A 19914-nucleotide genomic window follows, 5' to 3' on the forward strand; every position below is an offset into this window, starting at 1 on the left:
CGCGCGATCACCTGCGGCCGTAAGTGAGCCGTCGTAGCAGCGTCTCCAATGGACCCCGGTATCCGGCCTTCGCCATCAGCGCGGCGACGACCACTGTGGACAGCCAGACCGCGGCACCGATCGCCGACGCGGCGGCGTCGCCGGCCTGGTCACCCAGCCCGAGCGCGAAGGGTGTGAAGATCACCGTGAACGCCACCGACTGGAGGACGTAGCAGGTCAGCGAGCGCCGCCCGCACTCCGCGAGGGCGCGGGTGAGGCGTCCGGGCCGCCGGAGTCGGGTCGCGATCAGGCCGATCAGGGCGGCGTACCCGACCCCGGCGGCGATCCCGGTGACGCTGTGCAGCGCGTAGGCGGCGACCGCCGGACCGTCGGCGGGGTCCCACAGGTGGGTGTCGGCCAGGGTCAGCGGGAGGCCGCCGACGACGCCGGCCCCGATGCCCCACCAGGCGATCCGGCGCAGGAACGGGCGGTGCGCGGCGGGTTCGTCGAGCATTCGGCGCCGCGCGGCCCACGCACCGAGGAAGAACGACGGGAGCGCGCTGACGAGGTAGAAGGTCGGGGTCAGCGCGGTCCACGTCCCCAGCCGCATCCCCAGTGCCGCTAGGGGATCGGCGATCACGGTGGGGGATTCGGCGTGCCCGGCGCTGATCGTGGACAGTCCGATGCCGACGAGGACCAGCACGTGCAGCGGGATCGTCAGCGCGGCGGCGCGGAGCAGGGCACGGTCGGAACGGCGGAGCATCCCGGCGAAGACGAGCGCGATGAGGCCGTAGGCGGCGAGGATGTCGCCGAAGAAGAGCAGTAAGGCGTGGCAGAAGCCGAAGGCCAGTAGCCATCGGCCGCGGCGGCGGACGAGCCGTGTCGCCTCGGCGGGATCGGGGCGCCGCGCGGACAGCCGGACGAGGCCGTAGCCGAAGAGAGCGGCGAACATCGGCAGCGCGCGGCCGTCGACGAGGAGGATCTGGACACCGGCGACGAGCCGGTCGAGCACGCCGCCGTCGACGGCGTAGCCGCGGAAACCGGCGTCGTCGTAGGCGAGGTACATGTGCGCGTGTGCGACGGCGATCAGCAACAGCATGAAGCCGCGCGCGAGATCGGGTGCGAGGGAGCGTTCACCGACGGGCGTGGCCGCCGGGCGCGAGAGCGCGGTCGTGGACATCGGACTCCTTAAGCTACAGTGATGTAGCTTATTAAGCTACATGGATGTAGCTAATCGGGGAAGGGGGTGGAGATAGGGTGTGGCGGTGTCCGGGAATCCGTCGCGGAGGCGTGGCAGCGACCTGGTCGACGCCATCTACGCCGCCGCCCTCGCCGAGGTCGCCGAGCTCGGTCTCGGGCGGCTGACGATGGACGGCATCGCCAAGCGCGCCGAGACCGCCCGCACCTCGCTGTACCGGCGCTGGCCGAGCCCGTCGGAGCTGCTGCTCGACGCGCTGTCCGCCGCGCATCCCATGGAGGAGCCCACTCCCGGCGCCGACGACCTGCGCGGCGACCTGGTCGCGTCGCTGCGGCTGATGGTCGACTGGGCGATCAGTCCCGCCGGTCGCGCGGTGCAGGCGATCATGGGCGACCCGAGGCGCGACCCGGTGCTCGTCCAGGGCCTCTACGAGCGCGTCTTCGCCGAGAACGGCGGCACGTTCACCCGGACCGTCCTGCTGCACTACGCCCGGGCCGGGGAGTTCGACGAGGCGCTGGTGACCCCCGTCGTCGCCGACATCGGTGAGGCGCTCGTCATCAAGCACCTGATCGACGCCGGAATCCCCGACGACGACGCGCTGGGCCGGATCGTCGAACAGGCGATCCTGCCCGCGATCGGCATCCGGCCGTAGGTCACGGCAAGATAACAGGTCTGAACCTTTCGGCTCGGTTCACCTTCGCGTCACTTCCGCGGCACCGCATCGTCCCTCCGCTCCCCGAAGCTGGCCCACGTCAGCGAACAAGGGAGCCACCGTGCCGACCACCCCCGAGCTAGTCGTCCTCGACATGGCGGGCACCACCGTCACCGACGGCGGACTCGTCGAGGCCGCGTTCACCGAGGCCGTCGCGGCCCAGGGCGTCGGCGAGACCGACGAGCGCTACCCGGCGATGCTCACGTACGTCCGCGCCACCATGGGCGAGAGCAAGATCAGCGTCTTCCGCCACCTCTTCGGCGGCGACGAGGCCGCGGCCCGCCGCGGCAACACCGACTTCGAGGCCGCCTACGCCGCCCGGATCGACGCCGTGGCACCGATTCCCGGCGCCGACGAGACCATCGCCGGGCTCCGCGCCGCCGGTATCAAGGTCGCCCTCACCACCGGCTTCTCCCGCCCCACCGCCGACGCGATCCTCACCGCCCTCGACTGGATCGGCCTCGCCGACCTCACCCTCGTGCCCGCCGAGGCCGGACGCGGCCGCCCCTACCCCGACCTCGTCCTCACCGCCGTCCTCCGCCTCGGCGCGAGCGACCTGCGCCGCGTCGTCACCTGCGGCGACACCACCTACGACGTCCTCACCGGCCTGCGCGCCGGCGCCGGAACCGTCACCGCCGTCACCACCGGCGCCCACACCGCCGCCGACCTGGCCGCCGCGGGCGCCCACCACGTCCTCGACTCCGTCACCGCGCTCCCCGACCTTCTGCACTCCTAGGAGAAAACCCGACATGCGACGCAGACTCCTCGCCGCCGCGCTCATCCCCCTCACCGGAGCGCTCGCCGCCTGCGGTGGCACCGGATCGGCCGACGCCGGTGACGACAAGACCGTCACCGTCTACTCCGTCGACGGACTCGCCGACTGGTACACGCCGCAGTTCGCCGCCTTCACCGCGCAGACCGGGATCGCCGTCGAGCTGGTCGAATCCGGCTCCGGCGAGGTCGTCTCCCGGCTCCAGCAGGAGAAGGCGAACACGCAGGCAGACGTGGCCGTGACCCTCCCGCCGTACATCCAGAAGGCCGAGGCCGAAGGACTGCTCGCCGCCTACACCCCGGCGGGTGCCGACAAGACCGTCGGCGGGTCGGCGAACTACACGCCACTGGTGAACAACTACCTCTGCTTCATCCACAACCCCGCCGCCGATCCGGCACCGTCCACATGGGACTCCCTGCTCGACGCGCGGTTCAAGGGCAAACTCCAGTACTCCACGCCCGGCCAGGCCGGTGACGGGACCGCCGTGCTGATCCAGCTCCAGCACGAACTCGGCAAGCAGGGCGCCCTCGACTACCTGGCGAAACTGGAGGAGTCGAACGTCGGCCCGTCCTCGTCGACCGGCAAGCTCCAGCCGAAGGTCAGCAAGGGCGAGATCCTCGTCGCCAACGGCGATGTGCAGATGAACCTCGCCTCCATCCACAACGACGGTTCGCGCTTCGAGATCTTCTTCCCCGCAGGTGCCGACGGCAAGCGCTCCACCTTCGCGATCCCCTACTTCATGGGCCTGGCCGACGGAGCCCCGCACGGCGAGAACGGCCGGAAACTGATGGACTTCCTGCTCTCGCCGGAGGCGCAGCAGCAGGTGAGCCTTGCCGCGTACGGGATCCCGGCCCGCGGCGACGTCACCGCCACCGACGAGAACTTCGCCGCCGTCCAGAAGGCCATGGAGGGCGTCGAGATCTGGCAGCCCGACTGGACGCGGGTGCTCGCCGACCTCGACGCCGACGTCGCCGCCTACCTCGACGCGGTGGGGCAGTCTTGACCGCCGCGATCGGCCTGCGGGACGTGACCGTCCACTACGGACGGACCGAGGCGCTGAGCGCCTTCTCCATCGACGTCGCCGTCGGTGAGACGGTGGCCCTCCTCGGGCCGTCGGGCTCGGGGAAGTCGACCGCGCTGAAGGCCGTCGCGGGATTCCTGCGGCCCAGCGCGGGAAGCGTCCTGCTGGCCGGTCGCGACGTGACACACGCGCCGCCGCGCGAACGCGGGATCGGCGTGGTGGTGCAGCAGTACGCGCTGTTCCCGCACATGAAGGTGAAGGACAACGTGGCCTTCGGGCTGGCGGCCATGGGGCGGGCCGACCGGCGCGCCCGCGTCGCCGAAGTGCTGGACCTCGTCGGGATGGCGGCCTACGCCGGCCGCTATCCCCGCGAACTCAGTGGTGGCCAGCAGCAGCGCGTCGCCATCGCGCGCGCACTGGCGATCCGGCCGCCCGTGCTGCTGCTCGACGAGCCACTGTCCGCATTGGACGCCTCGCTGCGGGCCGAGATGGTCGGGGAGCTCCAGCGCCTCAAGCGCGAGCTGCCCGACACGGCCGTGCTGTACGTGACGCACGATCAGACCGAGGCGCTCGCGCTGGCCGACCGCATCGCGGTGATGCGCGACGCCCGGCTCGTCGACGTGGACGCGACGGAGGAGCTGTACCACCGGCCGCCGAGCGCGTTCACGGCGTCGTTCCTGGGGGCGGCGAACCTGATTCCGCGCGAGGGGGGCGAGTTGCTGGTGGTGCGGCCGCACCAGGTCGCGGTCGCGGCGGCGGGAACGCCGGGCGGCCGCGCCGCGCGCGTCACCGGCGTGCAGTGGCGCGGCTCGACGTACCGGGTGACCTGCGCGCTCGACGCCGACGGGACGGAGGTCCGCGCCGACGTGGCGTCGCTGGACGGGCTGCCGGGTGTGGGGGAGACGGCGACCGTGCTGGTGCCGACGGTCGGCGAGGGGGCGACGGTGGTGCGGGTATGAGCCACCCCTGGCGCCGCACCCCCTGGCTCCTCCCGCCCCTCCTCCTCATCGCGGGCTTCTTCCTCTACCCCCTCTACTTCGTCGTCCGTGAATCCCTCACCGCCGACTCCGCCCCCGGCGTCACCCTCGCCACCTGGCAGCGCGTTCTCACCTCCGGCCGCTTCCTCGACGCCCTCGGCAGCACCGTCACCATCTCCCTCGCCGCGACCGTCGGCTGCGTCGTACTCGGCACCTTCTTCGCCACCGTCCTCGCCTTCGTCCCGTTCCCCGGCGCGGGACTCGTGACCCGCCTCGTCGACACGCTCCTCGCCTTCCCCTCCTTCCTCATCGCCCTGGCCTTCACGTTCCTCTACGGCTCGGCCGGGATCGTCAACACGGCCCTCGGCGGTTCGGCGGTCGGCGACTTCCTCTACTCCCCCTGGTGCGTCATCGCCGCCGAGATCACCTTCTACACGCCCTTCGTGATGCGGCCGCTCCTCGCGGCCTACTCCCACGTCCCCCGCGAACAACTCGACGTCGCCGCCTCGCTCGGTGCCCGGCCCGGTCGCGTCTTCGCCAGAATCGTTCTCCCGGAAGCACTTCCGGCCCTCGCGGCGGGCGGCTGCCTCACGCTCCTGCTGACCCTGAACGAGTTCGGCATCGTCCTGTTCATCGGCGCCAAGGACGTCACGACGCTCCCGATGCTCGTGCACTCCTACGGCGTGGTCACCTTCGACCTACCCGCCGCCTGCGTCGTGGCCGTCATCCAGGTCGCGCTTTCCTCCGCCCTGTACGCGGTCTACCGCCGAACCTTCCACAAAGGACGCTGATGCTCGTCTGGTCCCGCCGCGGCCGCGCCCTCCTGTGGACGGTCTTCGCGCTCGTTTTCGTCCCCGTCGTCCTGGCGCCCCTCGCCGTGCTCGTCCTCGCCGCCGTCGCCGGAAGCTGGAACGGCGTGCTCCCGACCGGCTACACCACCGGCCACCTCGGCGACGCCCTCGCCGGCGAACAGGTCGCGAGCCTGTCGGTCAGCCTCCAGACGGCCTTCCTGGCCGGGATCGGTGCCGTCATCGTCGGCGTCTGGGGTGCGCTCGCCGTCCGTGAGGCGCCGCCGGCCGCGCGCCGGATCGCCGACGCCGCAATGCATCTGCCGATCGCGGTGCCCTCCGTCGTCGTCGGTCTCGGGCTGCTCACCGCCTTCAGCCGACCGCCGATCGCGCTCAACGGCACCATGTGGCTGGTCGTCATCGCGCACTTCGTGCTCGTGCTGGCGTTCGCGTACTCGACGGTCTCGGCCGCCCTCGAACGCACCGACCCCGCCTACGCCCAGGTCGCCGCATCCCTTGGCGCGTCACCGATGCGGGTGCTGTGGCGGGTGCGTGTCCCGATGCTCATGCCCGCGGTGTCGGCGGCCGCGAGCCTCTCGCTGGCGCTGTCCATGGGAGAGGTCGGCGCGACGATCATGGTCTACCCGGCGTCGTGGCGCCCGCTGTCGGTCACCATCTTCACCCTCACCGACCGCGGCAAGGTCTTCCTCGCCTCCGCCGAAACGGTGGTGCTGCTGGCGACGACGGTCGTGATCCTCGTCGGTCTCGGCGTCGCGACCCGCCGCGGCAGGCGCTGAGCCCTTCAGGGTCTTCTCGATGTGACCCTCACCGTCGGTCGCGACAGCGCCCGCCCGCTCACGTCACACCCCCGAAACATCCCCGCCATACGCTCCCCACATGATCACCGCGCTGACTCCCGCGACCGCCCGGGAGCACGCCCACGAGCTCGGCGACCTCCTCGCCGCCACCGTCAACGACGGCGCCTCCGTCGGGTTCCTCGCGCCCCTCACCACCGCCGACGCCACCGCCTGGTGGCACGCCACCATGCCCAGGCTCGGCCCCGGCCACCACGCGTGGATCGCGCGCGACGGCGAGCGCGTCGTCGGCACCGTCCAGCTCATCCGCGCGGCCATGCCCAACAGTCGCCATCGCGCCGACATCGCCAAGCTCATGGTCCATCCGGACGCACGCGGCCGCGGCCTGGCCCGCGCCCTGCTCAAGACCGCCGAACAGGCCGCGGCCGAGCTCGGCGTGACCCTCCTCGTCCTCGACACCGAGGTCGGCAGCCCCGCTGAACGGCTCTACACCGTGGAGGGCTGGAAGCGCGTCGGCGAGATCCCCGGATACGCCCTCGACGTGCACGGGAAGCCGCAGGCCACGATGGTCTTCTGCAAGTCGCTGCCCGGGGCTACCATCGCCCGATGATCAGCGAACCGGGCGAGCTCGACACCCTCCGCCGCTACCTCACCTGGCAGCGCGAGCACATCCTCGGCGCCCTCGACGGCCTCACCGACGAGCAGCTCCGGGCCCCCGCGCTGCCTTCGGGGTGGTCGCCGATCGGGCTGGTCGCGCACCTCGCGCTCGATGTCGAGCGCTTCTGGTTCCGCGCGGTCGTGGCCGGTGAGACCGTCGAGTTGTCGGAGACGGCCTGGCAGGTCCCGGCCGAGACGCCCACCGCCGACGTCATCGCCCTCTACCGCGACGAGATCGCCCGAGCCGACGCGATCATGGCCGCGACGCCGCTCGACGCCGAGCCGAGCTGGTGGCCCGAGCCGGGCCCGCCGCCGCGGGTCCACCGCGCGACGATCCTGCACGTCACCGTCGAGACCGCCACCCACGCCGGGCACCTCGACGTCGCCCGCGAGCTCCTCGACGGAAAGTCCTGGCTGGTGCTCACGTAGCCGGAACGCGGTACCCTCGCCCACCACACCCCGTGAGGAGCCACCGTGGAAGCCTGGGACACCCTCGTCAAGGTCCAGCCAGCCCCACCGGTCGCGATCATCATCGCGACGGGCCTCGTCGCGCTCGCGCTGGTCGTGGTGCGCGTGCTCTGGCGCCCCACCCGCAACATCATCACCATCGCTCACGAAGGCGGCCACGCCCTCATCGCGATGATCACCGGCCGCCGACTGCACGGCATCCGTCTCCACTCCGACACCTCGGGTGTGACGATGACCTCGGGGAGCCGCGGCGGCCCGAGCGCGGTCTTCACGCTCCTCGCGGGTTATCTCGCGCCCGCGCTGATCGGCCTCGGCGCGGCCTTCCTGATCTCGAAGGGCCTCATCGTCCTGCTGCTGTGGGCGATTCTGGCGCTGCTGGTCGCGATGGCCCTGTTCATCCGCAACTTCTACGGCTGGCTCGCCATGATCCTCACCGGTTTCGGCGTGTTCGCGCTGGTCTGGTGGGCTCCGGCGGACATCCAGACGGCCGTCGCCTACGGCGGCGCCTGGTTCCTGTTGCTGGGCTCGGTGCGCCCGGTCGGCGAGACGTGGACCCTGCGGTACCGCACGACCGAACGCACCACCGACCCCGATCAGCTCGCCCAGATCACCCGCGTTCCGGCGCCGGTGTGGCTGGTGCTGTTCTTCATCGGCACCATCGGATGCCTCGCCTACGGGGCCGGGCTGCTCATCTCCTTCACCTGGTAGCGCGCGGAATCGCCAGCACCGGCAGCCAGCTCACCGTCGCCCCGATCGCACCGACCCACATGGCCGTCGGCACGGACGCGAACTCGCCGATGAGCCCGGCGAGTCCGGCGCCGACGGCGAGCGCGCCGGTGAACAGGAAGCGCATGGTCGCGTTCATGCGGCCGAGGAGGGCGTCGGGCGTGACCTCCTGGCGGTAGCTGACGCCGACGACGTTGTCGACGCCGTACTTGGCGCTGTTGACGAACCAGGCGACGGCCACGACGCCCAACCACCAGCCTCCGTCCAATGTGGGTACGAAGAGCAGGAACGGCATGCACACCAGGGGGACGAGGGTGAGCGTGCGGCGGCGGCCGAGGCGTCCGACGAGTCGTGACGCGAGGGCCGCGCCGAGTCCCGCGCCGGCTCCGCCGACGGCGAGGAAGACGCCGAGCGTCCAGGCGGGCAGGCCGAGTTCGGCGACGAAGAAGATCGGCAGCATGGTCAGCACGATGGAGGCGGTGACGTTGTTGAGGGTGCCTGAAATGGCGATCGGCCGCAGGACGGGATTCTTTGCCACGAAGGCGATCCCGGCTTTGACCTCGCGCAGCAGCGACGGTCGCTCGGTGCGCGCGGGTGCGGCGTCGGGGGTCTCGACGCGTGCGACGAACAGCGCCGACCAGATATAGCCGACGGCGTCGACGAGGACCGCCGCGGGCGCGCCGATCAGCGCGACCAGGCCACCGGCGCCGGAGCGGCCGCCGACGGAGAGCACGGCGTCGGTGCCGACGAGCATGGAATTGGCCGCCGTCAGGGATTCCCGGCCCACGACCGACGGCAGCAGGCTCTGGCTGGCGACGTCGAAGAAGACCGTGGCGACCCCGGCGAGGAACACCGCGAGGTACAGCTGCGGCAGGGTCAGCGCGTCGAGCCACCACGCGACCGGGATGGAGGCGTAGAGGACGGCGCGGAGGAGGTCGGTGACGATCATGACGCGGCGGCGGCGCATCCGGTCGACCCAGGCGCCGGCGGGCAGGCCGACGATGAGCCACGCGACGGTTCCGGCGACGCCGAGGAGGCCGACCTGACCGGGTCCGGCCGACAGCGCGGTGACCGCGACGAGCGGCACGGCGAGGTAGCTGACCTGCGTCCCGAGTTTGCTGATGACACCGGCGAGCAGGACGCGCCGGAAGTCGATGTTGTCGCGCAGGCGCGGAGGGGGAGCGGCGATGACGGTCACGAGGCAAGAGTTCCCTTCCGAGTCGATCACGACTCAGGATTTAGCGTGGACTTAATCGGACTAGGGTTGAGGCGTGCTGGAGATGACCTTGACCGCGCAGGATCTCGCCTTCGTGCGCTTCGCGTACTCGCCGCTGTGGGAGGTCGTGGCCAGCGTGCGGGTACTGAAGAGCCCGCCGGCGGGGTCGCGGCACCGCCCGTGGATCGACGCGGTGGGGCCGAGGCTGCGGTCGGCGCGGCTCGACCTGACGCTGCTGTCGGACCTGATCCCGGTGCCGACGCGGATGATCCCGGCCTTCCTCGCGCCGCCGCCGACGACGTCGGCGCCCGACCTGGGCGTCGAGCTGGCGGGTCTGCGCGCGGTGCCGCACGAGCGCGTCCGGGAGGGTCTCGACCGGATGCCGGGTGAGCGCACACCCGCGATGGCGGCGATGTACGAGGATCCGGAGACCGAGCTGCCGCGACTGGCCGACGCGATCCTGGCCTACTGGGAGCTGGCGCTGAGCCCGTACTGGGCGCGGATCCGGGGGCTGTGCGAGCGCGACATCCTCTACCGGGCCAGGCTTCTGGCCGAGGGAGGGGTGCGACGGTTGTTCGCCGATCTCGATCCCATGGTGTCCTGGGACGGGGAGAAACTGCGGGTCGATCACAAGAACGTCACCCGGCAGGAGAAGTCCGCCGGTCTCGGACTGCTGCTGACGCCGTCGGCCTTCGTCTGGCCGACGGTGTTCTCGCTGACGTCGACGCCGTGGCAGCCGACACTGCGCTACGGGCCGCGCGGCATCGGTCTTTTGTGGACACCCGAGAAACGCGACGTGTCACAGGGTCTGGCGGCGGTGCTGGGCCGCTCGCGCGCCCACCTGCTGTCCACACTGAACGAACCGGAGTCGACGCGGGCGCTGGCGATACGGACCGGCCTGACCTCCGGGGCGGTGTCGCAGCACCTGGGCGCGCTGAAAGGCGCCGGGCTGGTCGGCGCCCACCGCTCGGGACGCTACGTCCTCTACGCCCGAACGGATCTGGGCGAACGGCTGGTCGGCCGCCGGGAGGACTGACGACGGACGTTGCCTCGCCTGGTCCCTGATGCCACACTCTGGGCAGGTCCGGACCCGGGGAGGTGCACCGTGCAGCGGCAGCAGATCGCCCGGGCCGCCCGGGAGGCGGGTCTCGGCACCGTCGGACGTCTCCACCGCGTCCGTGACCGGCTCCTCGTCGGCATCACCGCCGCGATGGCCGTCCCCGCCGTCATCTGCGTGTTCCTCCTCGACGGCCCCATCCTGTCGACGATCGCCTTCCTCGTCGCGCTCACTCCACTGTGGGCGGCCTACGTCACGCCCCGGATCGGCGTCGCCGCCAAGGACTTCATCGCCGTCTGCGAAGGCGGCGTCGTCGTCGGCGACCGCTACACCGGCACCACCGCCGTGCCCTGGAACCGGGTGACCTACCCGATCGAGGCGTCCAATCCACTCTCGGCGATGAACATGAAGTTCCTCTACGCCCTCCCCGACGGCCTCCCCGGCCTCGTCGCCTTCGGTGAGCACGAAGGCGCATTCACCCTCACGCTCGAACTCGCCGAGCGCCGCCCGATGCCCAACCCGGCGGGCGCCTCGGCCCTCGCCGCCGTCATCGCCGGATCGCTCGCCCTGGCCGTCGCGGCCTTCGGCGTCGCACCGAACTTCGATCCCGGATCCGCGGGCGCGGCGGGCGATCCCGGGCCGAGGGTCACCACGACCACGAGCACGTCCGGGCCGCCGCCGTCGCCGGGACTGACCACGCTCGGCGACATGTGCGCCGACCCGCGACCGCAGCCGGGGACCGTCGCCTACCACGGTGAAGGGCCGCATCCCGTGGTGTTCTTCGAAAGCGGCGGCTGGAAACCCACCGACAACGCCGAACTGACCGAACTCCCGGCGGGCTGGCACGCCGCGACCGTCGCCGACACCGAACTCGTCGTCTGCGCCGACATCAGCGCCGGTGCCGAGTTCAAGACCTGCGACTACGACGGCGTGACCTACCACGTCTACGAGACGCGCTACGAGTTCCGCGTCTACGCGGCGGCCAGCGGCGAACTCGTCGGCGAACTCAGCGAGACCGCCGACGCCTACGTCTGCCCGTGGACGTCCCACGGGACCGGCGTCGACGACCGCCACGACGCGACCCTGTGGGGCGGCGAGGTCAGCGAACTGTTCGCACCCCTCGTCGACGGGACCGTCGGCTGAATCAGCCGCGCAGCAGGGGTTCGGCGGCCGCGCGCAACTGCTCGCCGAGCGGCTTCGGCCGGCCCGTGACCCGGTCGATGGAGACCTGGACGCGGCGGCCGTCGGCGTGCACGACCGTGTGGTCGGCCGACAGGATGCGGAAACCGTAGACGACGCTCGACGTGCCGACCTTGTCCAGCCAGAAGTTCACCGCGACCTCGCCCAGCGACGTGATCGGGACGTGGAAGGTGATCGCGTACTCGCGGACCGCCAGGACCACGTCGCCGAGCTTCGAGCGCGAAGGGTCGAAATCCCAGCCCTGCGACAGCCAGTACTTCGTCAGCGCGCGCTCCAGCAGGACCGCGTAACGGCCATTGTGGACGATGCCCATCGGGTCGAAGTCGTCGAAGTGGACCTCGGCGGACTCGACGCGGCCGGCGAGCGGAAGGGCTTCGGTGGTCACGGCTGTTCTCCGTTGCTGTTCGGCTCGTCAAGGAGCGTCGGGTCGGTTGCCAATCCCCGCAGCCGGTCGTTGATCGACCGGAGCGAGTACTCATAGGCGCTGGAAGAGACCAGCAGGCGCGAATGGGTCACGACCGCCACACCGATCGCCTGGATCTCGAAGGCGAGCTGCTTGGCGTCGGTCTCGGGACGAAGCTCGCCCATCGCGATCGCCTCGGTGGCGGTGTTGCGCAGCAGGCGGAGCCAGTAGCGCAGAGCGTCGAAGATCCGGTCGCGCACCGCACCCGGGTGGTCGTCGAACTCGTGCACCGCCGTGGCGAAGAAGCAGCCGCCGGGCAGGACACGACGTTCGTAGAAGTCCATCCGCTGGACGTGCAGCGCCCACAGCTGACGGATCCCGCGCGGCGCCGCCAGCGCCGGACGGATCACGTCGAACCACCACTGCTCCCGCGCCCGGTCGACCACCGCGAGCTGAAGATCCTCCTTGTCGCGCCAATGCGCGAACAAGCCGGACTTCGAGACGCCGTGCGCGGCCGCGAGCTGACCGAGCGTGATGCCGTTCAGGCCGTCGACGGACGCCAAGGAGACGGCCGTGTCGAGCACGGCCGCCCGGGTACGGTCGCCACGGGCGCGGCGTCCATCGGTCATGGGAGGAGCGTAGTTGAAAGGCGACCGATCGGTCGGATAGTTGTTGTGGAGGTCACAGGGCTGGGCTGGTTGGCTCGCTGCGCTCGCGATGCGGCTGGCGCCGCTGGGCGGCTTCGCCCCCGGGCCTTCGGCCTGCTTGCCGCTGGGCGGCTTCGCCTCCGGGCCTTCGGCCTGCTTGCCGCTGGGCGGCTTCGCCTCCGGGCCTTCGGCCCGCTTGCCGCTGCGCGGCTTCGCCTCCGCCGCCTTTACCGGGTGGGACTGGCCTGGGGCGAGTGTTTGGTGGGTGGGGGTTGAGGGGCGGCTGCGTCGACCACCACGCCTTACGCGGCAGAGTTCACCCTCGCGGGGTGGGGTGGCGGCGTGGGTTTCGGTGGGGGCCGCCCGCTGCTCCTCGCCCGCGGAACGTTTCCGCTCCGCACCGTGGTTCACCCCGGCCCTTCGTCCCCCGCGTCCTCACCGTGATTCCCCCCATCCCCCGCACCCACCCACCTCCCCACCCCACGTCTGGCAGGGTTACCCCATGCGTGTCTTCACGGTGGCCGAGGCCAAGGCGATGATCCCCGAGGTTCGCGAGCGCGCGGATGTGATCATCCGGCTTCGCGCGAACCTCGCCGAGCTGTCCCTCACGCTCAACACCACCGGGGAGAGTCCGGCGGGTGGCGGCGTCGCCGAGATGAAGGCGCTCGAAGCGCATCTCGGGGAGGCCATCGGCTGGTTCAACGGCCACGGCATCGAGGTCAAGGGCATCGCACCGCTGCTGATCGACTTTCCCGCCGTGCTCGACGGCGAGGACGTCCGGCTCTGCTGGCTCGAAGGCGACGAGCGCCTGGCGTGGTACCACCGCACCGAGCTCGGCTTCGCGGGGCGCCGCCGGCTGGCCTGACCTGTGGCAGGCTTGCGCGATGGACAGTGCCCTCCACGCCCGCGCCGATGAACTCGCCCGCGGCGGGCTCGACTGGATCCTCGCCCAGGCCGTCGAGACCGTCCACGGACTCGCCTGGACCTACACCACCGGCGAACCCGAACCCACCAACTCGCTCTACCACGGCACCGCCGGTGTCGTCACCGCCCTCCTCGAAGGGTGGCGCCACTTCGGTGACGACCGCTACGCCGACGCCGCCCTCCGTGGCCTCCGCGAGATCGAGGCCGGCCTCCCCGGCATGTACGACGACACCCTCTACATCGGACGCGCCGGTGCCGCGATCGTCCTCCACGAGGCCGGACGTGTCCTGGGCGATGATCGGGCGACCGCCGCGGCGAAGCACACCCTGACGCTCCTGCGCGCCAACTTCGACGGCGTTCGTTGGGGCAACGGCTTCGAACTCATGCTCGGCAACGCCGGCATCGGCCTCGCCGGGCTCACCTGCGGTGACCTCGACTTCGCGCTCCTCGCCGCCGAACCGTACGTGTCGACGGCCAAACCGACCGGGCACGGCGTCGTCTGGGAGATCTCCGCCGGCACCGACCGCATGCTGCACAAGTTCGGCCACGGCACCCTCGGCATCTCCTACGCCCTCGCCGCCATCGGCGAAGCCACGGGCCGCAAGGACCTCGTCGACCTGGCCGTCGCCGGTGCGTCCGACGTCGTCTCCCGCAACGAGGGCGGCGCCGACGGCTTCCTCGTCGCCCACTCCGACCCGCCCAAGGAAGGGTCGCGCCAGGAGCGCTACAGCTTCGGCTGGTGCGCGGGCCCCAGCGGCGACGCCATCACCTTCCGGATGCTCGCCACGGCCACCGGCGATCCACAGTGGACGGAACTGGTCGACCGCTGCTGGCACACCATCGCCACATCCGGCCTGCCGAAGCGCATGCGCCCCGGCTTCTGGGACAACAACGGCCGCTGCTGCGGGACCGCCGGGGTCCTCGCCACCGTCGGCGACCTCATGGTCGAGCGCGGCATCGACGGCGCCTTCGCCGAGACCCTCGTCGCCGACCTCGACGTGCAGGCCACCGTGGACGGCGACATGTTCTGCTGGGCGAACTACGAGTACCGCGACACTCCGCCGCAGCTGGATCCCCGCGCCGGCTGGAGCATGGGCGGCGCCGGGATCGTCCGCGAGCTCATCCGCTGGAAACGCCTGACGACCGGCGGCGACCCCGGCTACGTCGTCCCGCTGCCCGACCAGCCGCCCGCGCGCGAGGCCGCGTCATGACCCGCGGATTCGACGCGATCCTCTGCGACGTCGACGGAGTCGTGCGCATCTGGGACCCCGAGATCATGGCCCGCGCCGAACGCGACAACGGCGTGCCGCCCGGCACCCTCGCGGCGGCCGCCTTCGCGCCCGAGCGACTTGTCCCCGCGATAACCGGCGGCACCACGGATCCACAGTGGCGGGCGGCCGTCGCCGACGACCTCGCCGCGACCTACGGCGAGGACGTCGCGCGTGACGTCGTCGAGGCGTGGACGGCGGCCGCCGGTGCCGTCGACACCGAAGTGCTGGCGCTGCTGACCTCGGCGCGAGAGCACGTGCCGGTCGTGCTGGTGTCGAACGCGACCTCCCGGCTGGAAGACGACCTGGTGGCGCTCGGTGTCACCGTCGACGCCGTCGTCAACACCTACCGGATCGGTTACGCCAAACCGGATCCGCGCGTCTACGCGCACGCCGCGCGGGTCGCCGGAGTCCCGCCGGAACGCTGCCTGTTCGTCGACGACACCGAGAAGAACGCCGTCGCCGCCACCGAAGCGGGGATGACCGGACTCTTCTACCGCGCCCCCGCCGACCTGCGCGCGGCACTCGCCGAGGCCGGACTGGTGTAGCCGTGGACTTCACCTATCCCTACGTCGGCATCACCCACGAGGACCGTCGCGGCGCCCCGGCCGGCTACCACCGCACGGAGTACGTCGTCGACCTCGACGTGCCGTTCCACCTGGCCGCCGAAACGCTGCTGTCGTGGGAGATGCACCGACGTGCCGGCCGGCGCCCCGACACCACCGGCGACCGCGCGACGCCCGGAGTCGAGGTGGTGCAGCACTTCGGGCCGATCAAGGCGCCCTGCCGTGTCGTCTGGTCCGTCGAGGAACCGGACTTCGCGGGTTTCGCCTACGGCACCCTGCCCGGCCACCCCGAGCGGGGCGAGGAGGCCTTCACGGTCACCGCGACCGACCGCGGAGTCCGCTTCCGCGTCTACGCGATCAGCCGCCCCGGCCGTTGGTACACCAGGCTCGGCGCCCCGATCGCCCGCGTCGCGCAGGTCTGGATGATCCGCCGCTACGCCCGCGCGATGGACGTGACGCGGGCCTAGGCGCCCGCGAGGTGGGCGAGGATCGACGCGTTCACCCGCTCGGGGAACTCGAACGGGATGCCGTGCCCGGCGCGGTTGATCGTCTCCACCCGCGCGTGCGGGATCAGCTCCCGGATCCGCGCCGCGGCCCTCGCCGGGCGGAACAGCGTCGACCGTCCGCCGATCAGGATCAGTGCCGGCGCGGTGATCGCGGCCAGTTCGCCGTCGTCGTAGCGGCGTCCCTTCGACCGCTGCGGCCCGAAGCTGAAGACGCAGCCCATCGGCGGGCCGAAGACCCGCCAGTCGATGATGAGGGCGGCGTTCGCCGTCCACCGCGCCAGCCGGGGTGTGGTGCGCGAGCGGGTGATGAGCCGGAGCAGCCCGATGCCGCTGTGGAGCAGGAAGCGCGTCGGGATGTCCTCGATCCCGGCCGGGTCGAGGCCCGTGACCGACGCGACCCGCTGCGGCCGCCGTGAGGCGTGGTTGAGGGAGAGCCAACCGCCGTAGGAGTGCCCGACGAGGTGGACCGCGTCGAGGCCGAGGCCGTCGAGGACCTCGTCAAGCCACGCCGCGTAATCCTCCGAAGTGGACAGTAAGGCGCGCTGGACACCGCCGCCGGGATCGTCGATCGCGTCGATGGCGTAGACCGGATGCCGGGCCCCGAGCGCCTCGACCTGCGGATACCACAGGGATCCATTGCCGCCGTGCCCGTGCAGCAGGACGACCGGGGTACCGGTCGCCGGGCCGTAGCGGTGCACTCTCGTGCTGCCGTAACGGGTCTCGACGTCGATGCGGTCGAAGGGGCGCGGCCACAGCTCGAAGGCCGCATCGTAGCCGCGCAGGAACTTGTCACGGGCGCGGGCGCTGCGAAAGCGCGTCACGCCGGAGCGGGTACCGCCGGTCGACATGGGTCCCTCCTCGCTTTGTTGATACATTCGTACCAGCAAAACTCGCGACCGCCAAACCCGGGAAACCGATGCCGAAACTCGCCGATCACGACCGGCGCCGCGCCCAGATCACGCAAGCGCTCCTGCGCGTCGTCGCCGCCAAAGGCCTGCACGCGGTGACGATGCGCGGAGTCGCGGAGGAGGCCGGCGTCTCGCTCCGGCTCGTGCAGTACTACTTCGACACCAAGGAACGGTTGCTCTTCCACGCCGTCGAACACGTCGGCTCGCTCCTCGCCGCCCGGCTCACCGCCCGGATCCGCGCCCTCGGCGCCGATCCCGGCCACCGGCGGGTCATCGAGACGATCGTCGCCGAAGCCCTTCCCACCGACGACGACAGCCGCATGCTGCACATCGTCTACACCTCGTACGCGGTCCTGGCCATGACCGCGCCCGAGCTCGCCGGGGAGCGCTTCCTGCGTGACCCGTCGGCCCTGGAGGACTACATCGCCGGGTGTTTCCAGGCCGCCGCCGAGGCCGGGGAACTCGTCACCGGCGGCGATCCGCGTGCCGAGGCCGCCGCGCTGATGGGGCTGTACGGCGGCCTCGGCACGAGCGTCCTGCTGGAACAGCGCGGCGCGGCCGAGGCGATGGCCGTCATCGCCTACCACCTCGACCGGGTGTTCGGGCCCGGCTAGACCAGCTTCTCGAAGAGGAACTCGTGCTTCAGGAAGGAGGTCTCGTACTCGCTTCCCGGGTACGGCGGGGTCAGCGGCGACACCTGGAACAGGCGCCAGCCGTCGAGCAGCGCCTCGACCCCGGTCTCGTAGGGTGGCTCGTCACTGTCGCCCGCGGCGGGATTCGTCCGCCCGGTGCCGTCGTAGCGGGACCAGCCGATGACCTTCGCGTCGAGTGCCGAGGTCGCCAGGTAGAGCACGAGGACCTGCTGGCGGGTAACGGAAGTGGTCACTGTCGCTCCTAACTAGACGGTCGGCAGCACGCGCTGCGGACGGTTGTCGACGCGGGTGGTCCAGTAGTCGAGGTCGAAGGCCGGGTCGCCGGTCAGCGCGCGCCACAGGCGGGTGCGGTTGACGAACTCGATGCGGCCGGAGGCGTTCTCGTACCAGGGGAAGCGGGTGCGCAGCTCCTCGCCGACGGCGGGGTCGCGCAGGTCCTCGGTGTTCCACAGCAGGCGCTGCCGGACGGTCGGGTTGAAGCGGATCTTGAACATGTAGCGGGTGATGTCGCTGTCGTTGCGGCGCCCGCCGTGCCAGATCCCGTGATGCAGGAACTGCACGGTCCCGGCCGGGCACACCAGCCGCGTCTGCCCGCGCAGATTCTGGTAGCGGCCGGTGTCGGACTCGTTGATCCGCCGCAGATGGCTGCCGGGGACCGAGAGCGTGCCGCCCATGTCGAGCGTGACGTCCTGCGGGTAGTACATGAGCTGGACGTCGAAGGCGTCGTCGCGGGTGTCGATGATCGCGTCGGCGTGCAGGGGCTGCGCCGAACCGTTGTGGGCCTGGCGGATGTGCACGGCGTGGTGGTCGACGAGCGGCGCCGGCCCGACGAGGCTGTGGATCGCCCCGGCCACCGCCGGCAGGTCGATGAGCTCGCGGACGAAGGACCCGGCCGGGTAGGCCTCGTCGACGGTGGCGCCGGCGTAGGCGCGCGGGACGCCCTCGTCGAAGACCGCGATCGCGCGTTCGTTGAGGGAAGCGGGCACGACGCCGTCCATGCGCAGGGCGCCGTGCGAGACGAAGTGCGCCATCTGTACGGATGTCAGCAGGTGCTTCACGTCGGGGTGATCGGTCATTGCCCCTCCAGGGGTGTACTGGTCGCTGCACCCCAGGCTATGAGCGACTCCGCACGCTCCGCGTGGGTTCAACTCCCCATTACTGGTAGATTCTCACCATGCTCACGCTGGACGAGCCGCCTCGGCTGCGTAACCTCGGCCAGTCTCTGCACGGCACCGGCGGCCGCCGTGTCGACCGGTTCCGGCTGCCCGACCTGTGGCAACTGCACCTCTACCGTTACGACGCCGACCTCACCGTCGACGGCGAGTCGTACCGGATCACGCCCGGCCGCGTCAGCCTCATCCCGGCGGGCGCGACATCGCAGTACATCTACCGGGGCCCCTCGGAGCATCTGTACGTCCACTTTCGACCGGCACCGAGCGGTGCGGCGCAACGGATCCCGGTCCTCCAGGACGCGGGTGCCGAGGTCCCCGTGCTCACGGCGCTGCTGTCCTCGGCGATCGCGGTGTGGCCGACCTCGCCCGCCCGCGCCACCGCCGAGGTCTGGGCGGCCCTGCATCGAATCGCGGCCCTGAGCGAACCCGGCGGCCCGCACCCGGCGGTCGGGGCCGCGATGGCCCACATCGAGTCGGGTCTGGCCGGAACCCTTGAGGTGCCGCGGATCGCGGCCGCCGCCGGGGTCTCGCACAACCACCTCACGCGGCTGTTCCGGGCCGAGACCGGTGACACCGTCGTCGCCTACATCCGGCGCCGCCGCATGCATCGCGCCCGGCACCTGCTGCGGGAGTCGACGTTGCCGATCCCGACGGTCGCGGCGGCCGTCGGGATCCCGGACCTGCAGGCCTTCAACAAGGTGTGCCGGCGTGAACTGGGCGCGGCGCCGCGAGCGCTGCGGGGGTGACCTTCGTGCGCCGGTGGTACGACCAGGTGACGGCCGCCAGCATGGGCCCCCACAGCAGCAGTGGCGCGTAACAGGCGAGCATGACGGCGGCGTATCCGCCGGACAGGCCCATGTTGCTTTCGACGGCGACTGCCACGACGGTCTGGTACACCCACAGCAGCGTCAGGAGCCCGGAGCCGGTCGAGGCGGCGATGAGCGCGGCCCTGCGGTTGACGGGTTTGCCGCCCATGAAGGGGATCCAGCGTGGGGCGATGACGCCCCAGTCGCGGACCAGGCCCATGGTCATGAAGGCGGCGAGTTCGGTCAGCACGCACAGGCCGAGCATGTAGACCGTGCCCCAGCCCGGCGACCGGTAGTCGTCGCGGAGGACCTGCTCGGTGAAGCCGACGTGTACGCCGAGGGCCATGGCCGCGCGCCAGATCGTCGACGGGAGGACGACGAGCAGGACGGCGTGGGCGGTCCGGACGGCCCAGCGCGGGGCGGGTGCGATGTTCATGGGTCCAGAGTCGCGCGGTCACGGCCGCGACCCCTCCCG

Annotated in this window: 25 protein-coding genes; 17 read left to right on the forward strand and 8 right to left on the reverse strand. The window is 71.4% G+C overall.

Features of this window, described 5'->3' with window-relative positions; genetic code table 11:
- Positions 1-7: 7 nt before the first annotated feature.
- Entirely contained in the window at positions 8-1159 is a 1152-nt protein-coding gene (locus HNR73_RS18800; RefSeq protein ID WP_184788837.1) for a DUF418 domain-containing protein, read from the reverse strand.
- A gap of 85 nt (positions 1160-1244) precedes the next feature.
- Here HNR73_RS18800 and HNR73_RS18805 point away from each other — a divergent pair, with 85 nt between their 5' ends.
- The 9 genes from HNR73_RS18805 to HNR73_RS18845 all read left to right on the forward strand — a co-directional run bounded on the left by HNR73_RS18805 (position 1245) and on the right by HNR73_RS18845 (position 8095).
- Positions 1245-1829 (forward strand): TetR/AcrR family transcriptional regulator, encoded by a 585-nt coding sequence (locus tag HNR73_RS18805; RefSeq protein WP_239122129.1) that lies wholly within the window; start codon positions 1245-1247, stop codon positions 1827-1829.
- A 121-nt stretch (positions 1830-1950) separates the two neighbouring features.
- On the forward strand, positions 1951-2625 hold the full coding sequence (locus HNR73_RS18810) for a phosphonatase-like hydrolase (protein ID WP_275414563.1): 675 nt from the start codon (positions 1951-1953) through the stop codon (positions 2623-2625).
- Positions 2626-2638: 13 nt separating this feature from the next.
- Complete coding sequence (locus HNR73_RS18815; RefSeq protein WP_184788838.1) at positions 2639-3664, forward strand: 2-aminoethylphosphonate ABC transporter substrate-binding protein; 1026 nt, start codon at positions 2639-2641, stop codon at positions 3662-3664.
- Positions 3661-4641 carry an ABC transporter ATP-binding protein gene (locus tag HNR73_RS18820; protein WP_184788839.1) on the forward strand — a complete coding sequence of 327 codons (981 nt, stop codon included), beginning with the start codon at positions 3661-3663 and terminating at the stop codon, positions 4639-4641. Before HNR73_RS18815 ends, HNR73_RS18820 begins: the two co-directional genes overlap by 4 nt.
- Complete coding sequence (locus tag HNR73_RS18825; RefSeq protein WP_184788840.1) at positions 4638-5450, forward strand: 2-aminoethylphosphonate ABC transporter permease subunit; 813 nt, start codon at positions 4638-4640, stop codon at positions 5448-5450. Before HNR73_RS18820 ends, HNR73_RS18825 begins: the two co-directional genes overlap by 4 nt.
- Positions 5450-6244, forward strand: coding sequence for an ABC transporter permease (locus tag HNR73_RS18830; RefSeq protein WP_184788841.1), 795 nt, complete (start codon positions 5450-5452; stop codon positions 6242-6244). The genes HNR73_RS18825 and HNR73_RS18830 overlap by 1 nt, the downstream gene beginning before the upstream one ends.
- 100 nt (positions 6245-6344) lie before the next feature.
- Positions 6345-6872, forward strand: a complete 528-nt coding sequence (locus tag HNR73_RS18835; RefSeq protein ID WP_184788842.1) for a GNAT family N-acetyltransferase — start codon at positions 6345-6347, stop codon at positions 6870-6872.
- The gene (locus HNR73_RS18840) at positions 6869-7348 is read left to right on the forward strand and encodes a DinB family protein (protein WP_184788843.1); all 480 of its coding nucleotides are present in this window, start codon (positions 6869-6871) and stop codon (positions 7346-7348) included. The genes HNR73_RS18835 and HNR73_RS18840 overlap by 4 nt, the downstream gene beginning before the upstream one ends.
- A 45-nt stretch (positions 7349-7393) precedes the next feature.
- A complete protein-coding gene (locus HNR73_RS18845; RefSeq protein WP_184788844.1) occupies positions 7394-8095 on the forward strand; it encodes a M50 family metallopeptidase in 702 nt (233 codons plus the stop codon).
- On the opposite strand, the gene HNR73_RS18850 is transcribed toward HNR73_RS18845, so the two are convergent.
- Positions 8085-9311: an MFS transporter gene (locus HNR73_RS18850; RefSeq protein ID WP_203686230.1), complete on the reverse strand. Its 1227-nt coding sequence runs from the start codon at positions 9309-9311 to the stop codon at positions 8085-8087. The genes HNR73_RS18845 and HNR73_RS18850 overlap by 11 nt on opposite strands.
- Before the next feature lie 82 nt (positions 9312-9393).
- Here HNR73_RS18850 and HNR73_RS18855 point away from each other — a divergent pair, with 82 nt between their 5' ends.
- Positions 9394-10365 carry an ArsR/SmtB family transcription factor gene (locus HNR73_RS18855; RefSeq protein ID WP_184789194.1) on the forward strand — a complete coding sequence of 324 codons (972 nt, stop codon included), beginning with the start codon at positions 9394-9396 and terminating at the stop codon, positions 10363-10365.
- Positions 10366-10434: 69 nt separating this feature from the next.
- Positions 10435-11529, forward strand: coding sequence for a hypothetical protein (locus HNR73_RS18860; RefSeq protein ID WP_184788845.1), 1095 nt, complete (start codon positions 10435-10437; stop codon positions 11527-11529).
- A 1-nt stretch (position 11530) separates the two neighbouring features.
- On the opposite strand, the gene HNR73_RS18865 is transcribed toward HNR73_RS18860, so the two are convergent.
- The gene (locus tag HNR73_RS18865; protein ID WP_239122130.1) at positions 11531-11971 is read right to left on the reverse strand and encodes an acyl-CoA thioesterase; all 441 of its coding nucleotides are present in this window, start codon (positions 11969-11971) and stop codon (positions 11531-11533) included.
- Positions 11968-13047: a TetR/AcrR family transcriptional regulator gene (locus HNR73_RS40775; RefSeq protein ID WP_239122131.1), complete on the reverse strand. Its 1080-nt coding sequence runs from the start codon at positions 13045-13047 to the stop codon at positions 11968-11970. Before HNR73_RS40775 ends, HNR73_RS18865 begins: the two co-directional genes overlap by 4 nt.
- Positions 13048-13138: 91 nt before the next feature.
- Here HNR73_RS40775 and HNR73_RS18875 point away from each other — a divergent pair, with 91 nt between their 5' ends.
- From HNR73_RS18875 to HNR73_RS18890, 4 genes are read left to right on the forward strand one after another with little or no spacing between them, the layout of a single operon-like run.
- Positions 13139-13501: a DUF2203 domain-containing protein gene (locus HNR73_RS18875; RefSeq protein WP_184788846.1), complete on the forward strand. Its 363-nt coding sequence runs from the start codon at positions 13139-13141 to the stop codon at positions 13499-13501.
- A gap of 19 nt (positions 13502-13520) precedes the next feature.
- Entirely contained in the window at positions 13521-14771 is a 1251-nt protein-coding gene (locus HNR73_RS18880) for a lanthionine synthetase LanC family protein (protein WP_184788847.1), read from the forward strand.
- On the forward strand, positions 14768-15376 hold the full coding sequence (locus HNR73_RS39905) for an HAD-IA family hydrolase (RefSeq protein WP_184788848.1): 609 nt from the start codon (positions 14768-14770) through the stop codon (positions 15374-15376). Before HNR73_RS18880 ends, HNR73_RS39905 begins: the two co-directional genes overlap by 4 nt.
- 2 nt (positions 15377-15378) lie before the next feature.
- Positions 15379-15861: a DUF1990 domain-containing protein gene (locus HNR73_RS18890; protein WP_184788849.1), complete on the forward strand. Its 483-nt coding sequence runs from the start codon at positions 15379-15381 to the stop codon at positions 15859-15861.
- On the opposite strand, the gene HNR73_RS18895 is transcribed toward HNR73_RS18890, so the two are convergent.
- Positions 15858-16748: an alpha/beta fold hydrolase gene (locus tag HNR73_RS18895; RefSeq protein WP_184788850.1), complete on the reverse strand. Its 891-nt coding sequence runs from the start codon at positions 16746-16748 to the stop codon at positions 15858-15860. The two genes, HNR73_RS18890 and HNR73_RS18895, sit on opposite strands and share 4 nt — an antisense overlap.
- Before the next feature lie 68 nt (positions 16749-16816).
- On the opposite strand from HNR73_RS18895, the gene HNR73_RS18900 reads away from it, so the two are divergent.
- Complete coding sequence (locus HNR73_RS18900; RefSeq protein ID WP_184788851.1) at positions 16817-17422, forward strand: TetR/AcrR family transcriptional regulator; 606 nt, start codon at positions 16817-16819, stop codon at positions 17420-17422.
- On the opposite strand, the gene HNR73_RS18905 is transcribed toward HNR73_RS18900, so the two are convergent.
- Positions 17419-17694: a hypothetical protein gene (locus tag HNR73_RS18905; protein WP_184788852.1), complete on the reverse strand. Its 276-nt coding sequence runs from the start codon at positions 17692-17694 to the stop codon at positions 17419-17421. The genes HNR73_RS18900 and HNR73_RS18905 overlap by 4 nt on opposite strands.
- A gap of 12 nt (positions 17695-17706) precedes the next feature.
- Positions 17707-18537 carry a phytanoyl-CoA dioxygenase family protein gene (locus HNR73_RS18910; RefSeq protein WP_184788853.1) on the reverse strand — a complete coding sequence of 277 codons (831 nt, stop codon included), beginning with the start codon at positions 18535-18537 and terminating at the stop codon, positions 17707-17709.
- Positions 18538-18635: 98 nt separating this feature from the next.
- Between HNR73_RS18910 and HNR73_RS18915 the strand changes: the two genes are divergently transcribed.
- The gene (locus HNR73_RS18915; RefSeq protein ID WP_184788854.1) at positions 18636-19379 is read left to right on the forward strand and encodes an AraC family transcriptional regulator; all 744 of its coding nucleotides are present in this window, start codon (positions 18636-18638) and stop codon (positions 19377-19379) included.
- Here HNR73_RS18915 and HNR73_RS18920 read toward each other — a convergent pair.
- Positions 19324-19875 (reverse strand): hypothetical protein, encoded by a 552-nt coding sequence (locus tag HNR73_RS18920; protein ID WP_184788855.1) that lies wholly within the window; start codon positions 19873-19875, stop codon positions 19324-19326. The genes HNR73_RS18915 and HNR73_RS18920 overlap by 56 nt on opposite strands.
- Between the last annotated feature and the right edge of the window lie 39 nt (positions 19876-19914).

It is taken from the genome of Phytomonospora endophytica (genome assembly GCF_014202425.1).
GTDB lineage: Bacteria > Actinomycetota > Actinomycetes > Mycobacteriales > Micromonosporaceae > Phytomonospora > Phytomonospora endophytica.

Bases quoted from the DNA above. Each gene is read 5' to 3' on its own strand.
- HNR73_RS18875 (WP_184788846.1), top strand. From the start codon at position 13,139: ATGCGTGTCTTCACGGTGGCCGAGGCCAAGGCGATGATCCCCGAGGTT.
- HNR73_RS18825 (WP_184788840.1), top strand. From the start codon at position 4,638: ATGAGCCACCCCTGGCGCCGCACCCCCTGGCTCCTCCCGCCCCTCCTC.
- HNR73_RS39905 (WP_184788848.1), top strand. From the start codon at position 14,768: ATGACCCGCGGATTCGACGCGATCCTCTGCGACGTCGACGGAGTCGTG.
- HNR73_RS18835 (WP_184788842.1), top strand. From the start codon at position 6,345: ATGATCACCGCGCTGACTCCCGCGACCGCCCGGGAGCACGCCCACGAG.
- HNR73_RS18880 (WP_184788847.1), top strand. From the start codon at position 13,521: ATGGACAGTGCCCTCCACGCCCGCGCCGATGAACTCGCCCGCGGCGGG.
- HNR73_RS18800 (WP_184788837.1), bottom strand. From the start codon at position 1,159: ATGTCCACGACCGCGCTCTCGCGCCCGGCGGCCACGCCCGTCGGTGAA.
- HNR73_RS18840 (WP_184788843.1), top strand. From the start codon at position 6,869: ATGATCAGCGAACCGGGCGAGCTCGACACCCTCCGCCGCTACCTCACC.
- HNR73_RS18920 (WP_184788855.1), bottom strand. From the start codon at position 19,875: ATGAACATCGCACCCGCCCCGCGCTGGGCCGTCCGGACCGCCCACGCC.
- HNR73_RS18895 (WP_184788850.1), bottom strand. From the start codon at position 16,748: ATGTCGACCGGCGGTACCCGCTCCGGCGTGACGCGCTTTCGCAGCGCC.
- HNR73_RS18815 (WP_184788838.1), top strand. From the start codon at position 2,639: ATGCGACGCAGACTCCTCGCCGCCGCGCTCATCCCCCTCACCGGAGCG.
- HNR73_RS18855 (WP_184789194.1), top strand. From the start codon at position 9,394: ATGACCTTGACCGCGCAGGATCTCGCCTTCGTGCGCTTCGCGTACTCG.
- HNR73_RS18830 (WP_184788841.1), top strand. From the start codon at position 5,450: ATGCTCGTCTGGTCCCGCCGCGGCCGCGCCCTCCTGTGGACGGTCTTC.
- HNR73_RS18915 (WP_184788854.1), top strand. From the start codon at position 18,636: ATGCTCACGCTGGACGAGCCGCCTCGGCTGCGTAACCTCGGCCAGTCT.
- HNR73_RS18900 (WP_184788851.1), top strand. From the start codon at position 16,817: ATGCCGAAACTCGCCGATCACGACCGGCGCCGCGCCCAGATCACGCAA.
- HNR73_RS18910 (WP_184788853.1), bottom strand. From the start codon at position 18,537: ATGACCGATCACCCCGACGTGAAGCACCTGCTGACATCCGTACAGATG.